This is a genomic window from Carboxylicivirga sp., assembly GCF_982718395.1.
This window is the reverse complement of sequence record NZ_CEXQWX010000294.1, coordinates 1-3018: the sequence shown is the minus strand read 5'-3', so window position 1 is coordinate 3018 and position 3018 is coordinate 1. Positions and strand designations below refer to the sequence as shown.

The following is a 3018-nucleotide window of genomic DNA, read 5'->3' as shown; positions in this document are numbered from 1 at the left end:
ACACAAAATGTAGTTAAGCGGGCATGTTTTACTATATTTGAAACGTAAGTACATTGATGAAACCATATAACGATTTTAGAAGGTTAGTGCAATAAAGTGCCCGCCTAACCACATTCCCGTTCGTTGTAGGCAATTTCGGCAGCGGCACAGTATGAATGAACTAACAAATAAATAAAACAGATGAAAAAGCTTTCAATGATTATTCTAATTTTCCTTGGATTCTTTATGATTTCCGAAGCTCAAACAGAAAGAGAAAAAGCAATCGAACTTAAAAATCAAGCAATTGAATTAATGGATAATGGTAAAATTGATGAGTGGATATACCGGAGCAAGCTGACCCCCTTTCCGCCCCATAAAAACAGTATGATTTCGGCATGACATTCCGGCGGATACTGACCCCCTCAGAAAACATGGAGGGTTGATTCATAGGGATTTCGTTCGAGGAACCGGAGCAAGCTGACCCCTCTTGGGAAGTCTGTTTTTCTGATACCGGAGCATATTGACCCCCCATTTTTAGGTTTTGATTTATTAGAGACAACAATCTCTAATTGAACACATATGGCAGCAAAACCTATAGAAATGAGTACAGTAAAACAAATCTTACAGCAGTACAAGCAAGGTATTGGTAAAAAAACAATAGCAAAGAACCTTTGCGTTAGTAAGAATACCGTTAAAAGTTATTTGGAGAAGTTTCATTGTTCAAAATTAAGCATTGACACATTGCTAAAAATGGATGACCAAGGTTTGGAAAAAGTTTTCCATGCCGGAGATCCGGCTTACAGAGACAATCGTTTTGAGCAATTAAAAGAGCAACTAAATTTTTATTCAAAAGAACTTAACAGAGTCGGTGTAAATAAGAAATTATTATGGGAAGAATATCGGTTATGTTATCCTGATGGGTATAGCTTAAGCCAATTCTGTTTTCATCTTGACCAGTATTTGAAACAAAAGAATCCATCAATGGTTTTGCCGCATCGTCCCGGCGAGAAACTATTTGTTGATTTTGCCGGCAAGAAACTCTCTTATGTAGATAAACCTACCGGAGAAATTATCGAATGTCAGGTATTTGTAGCCTGCCTGCCCTTTTCTGACTACAGCTTCTGTATGGCTGTAAATAGCCAAAAAACAGAAGATTTTATATATGCCTTGACTTGTTGCCTAAACACATTGGGAGGATCGCCCAAAGCCCTTGTCCCTGATAACTTAAAGGCTGCTGTAATCAAAGCGAATAAGTATGAACCTACGATTAATAAAATATTGGAGGACTTTGCCAATCATTATAATATATCCGTAGTTCCTGCACGTAGCCGAAAGCCAAAAGATAAAGCATTGGTTGAAAATCAAGTAAAATTGATTTATAGCAGGGTGTATGCAAAGATGAGAAACCAATTGTTCTTTTCATTAGAAGACTTAAATAGAGCCATTGCAAAATACACTACCCATCACAATCAAACCAGGATGCAGCAACATGATTATTGTCGCGAAGAGCTCTTTATATCAGAAGAAAAACACACATTGCAAGAGCTGCCGAAAGATACGTTTGAAATTAAATATTACAGGGAGCACACATTAGGGCAAAACAATCATATCTACCTTGGAGAAGATAAACATTACTATAGTGCCCCGTACACTTATATCGGGAAGAGGCTGAAAGTTATTTACACCCGTTCCATGGTTCGGATATACTACAAAGGCACACAGTTGGCTGTTCATAAACGGAGTTATGTCAAAGGCAAATACACTACGGTTAAAGAACATCTCTGCTCAACCCATCAGCATTACTTAAACCGCAGTCCGGAATATTATAAAGATAAAGCCGCGGGACTGTCACTTAATTTAAAACGATTGGTTGAACTGATATTTTCCCAAAACAAATACCCGGAGCAATTATATAACACATGCGACGGGCTATTTAATCTTTTCAGGAATACCGATAAAGAAACCTTCAATAAGGCTTGTGAAATTGCTATAAACAATGAGGTTTATAGTTATGTATTTATTAAGAACGTCATTGAAAACAAGATGACAAATCACAAGGAAAATATTTTAGACCAAGAACTTCCTATGCATGATAACATCAGGGGTAAAGAATATTATAATAAACAATTATCATTTAAATTCGAATAACATGAATAACATTGAAAGCCAATTAATGCAACTTCGTTTGCATGGTTTTAAGAATAGCTGGAAGGCTATGGAAGAGACCAAAAGATTACATGAATTAACCTTAAGCGAAGGTCTTGAAATATTACTGCAAGCAGAATTACAAGACAGAGAAAATCGAAGGTTTGAACGTTTAAAAAGAACCGCAAAATTTAGGTATCAAGCTTCTATTGAGGAACTGAGATATGGAGGAGACAGGCACCTTGATAAAGAATTAATGACAAAACTTGCTACCGGTGACTACCTGCAAAAAGGAGAATCAATATTAATTACTGGTGCAACCGGAAGCGGTAAAAGCTTTATTACTTCTGCATTAGGTCACCATGCGTGCGCTCAAGGGTACAAGGTTGCTTACTTTAATGTTCAAAAACTGTTTCAACAAACTAAAATAGCCCGACTGGAAGGTACTATACATCAGTTTTTATTGAAGGTATCAAAAACAGATTTATTACTACTTGACGACTTTGGTTTATTCCACTTGGACAAACAACAACAACTTGACATAATGGAGATCATTGAAGACAGACATGGAAATGCATCTACAATTATTGCAAGTCAATTACCGGTTGCAAACTGGTTCGATATTATTGGTGATGCAACCATTGCTGATGCAATTTTAGATCGACTAATACATACTTCATATCGTATTGAATTAAAAGGAGCAGATACTTTAAGGAAAATGATGTAAATTTGTCATATATGACGTTCGTTCATACCTGAAAAATCAGAGGGGTCAATATGACCGGAACGAGGGGTCAACTTCACCGGAATATGCAGTTGGTAACAATATAGGAAATAAGAAAAAGTTGGGCCAAAAAAAAGGTAATAGTTTAATTAAGCAATAACCTTGATTAA

At 36.4% G+C, this 3018-nt stretch carries 3 protein-coding genes; all 3 read left to right on the top strand.

Going from position 1 to position 3018, the window contains the following annotated elements:
- Nucleotides 1-180 precede the first annotated feature (180 nt).
- The 3 genes from AC4MRQ_RS25450 (at nucleotide 181) to istB (ending at nucleotide 2851) form a co-directional block, all read left to right on the top strand.
- Nucleotides 181-378, top strand: coding sequence for a hypothetical protein (locus AC4MRQ_RS25450; protein WP_491200548.1), 198 nt, complete (start codon nucleotides 181-183; stop codon nucleotides 376-378).
- Nucleotides 379-579: 201 nt separating this feature from the next.
- Entirely contained in the window at nucleotides 580-2127 is a 1548-nt protein-coding gene (gene istA / locus AC4MRQ_RS25445) for an IS21 family transposase (RefSeq protein WP_491200547.1), read from the top strand.
- A gap of 1 nt (nucleotide 2128) precedes the next feature.
- Entirely contained in the window at nucleotides 2129-2851 is a 723-nt protein-coding gene (gene istB / locus AC4MRQ_RS25440) for an IS21-like element helper ATPase IstB (protein WP_491200546.1), read from the top strand.
- Nucleotides 2852-3018 lie beyond the last annotated feature (167 nt).

Bases quoted from the DNA above. Each gene is read 5' to 3' on its own strand.
- istB (WP_491200546.1), top strand. From the start codon at position 2,129: ATGAATAACATTGAAAGCCAATTAATGCAACTTCGTTTGCATGGTTTT.
- istA (WP_491200547.1), top strand. From the start codon at position 580: ATGAGTACAGTAAAACAAATCTTACAGCAGTACAAGCAAGGTATTGGT.
- AC4MRQ_RS25450 (WP_491200548.1), top strand. From the start codon at position 181: ATGAAAAAGCTTTCAATGATTATTCTAATTTTCCTTGGATTCTTTATG.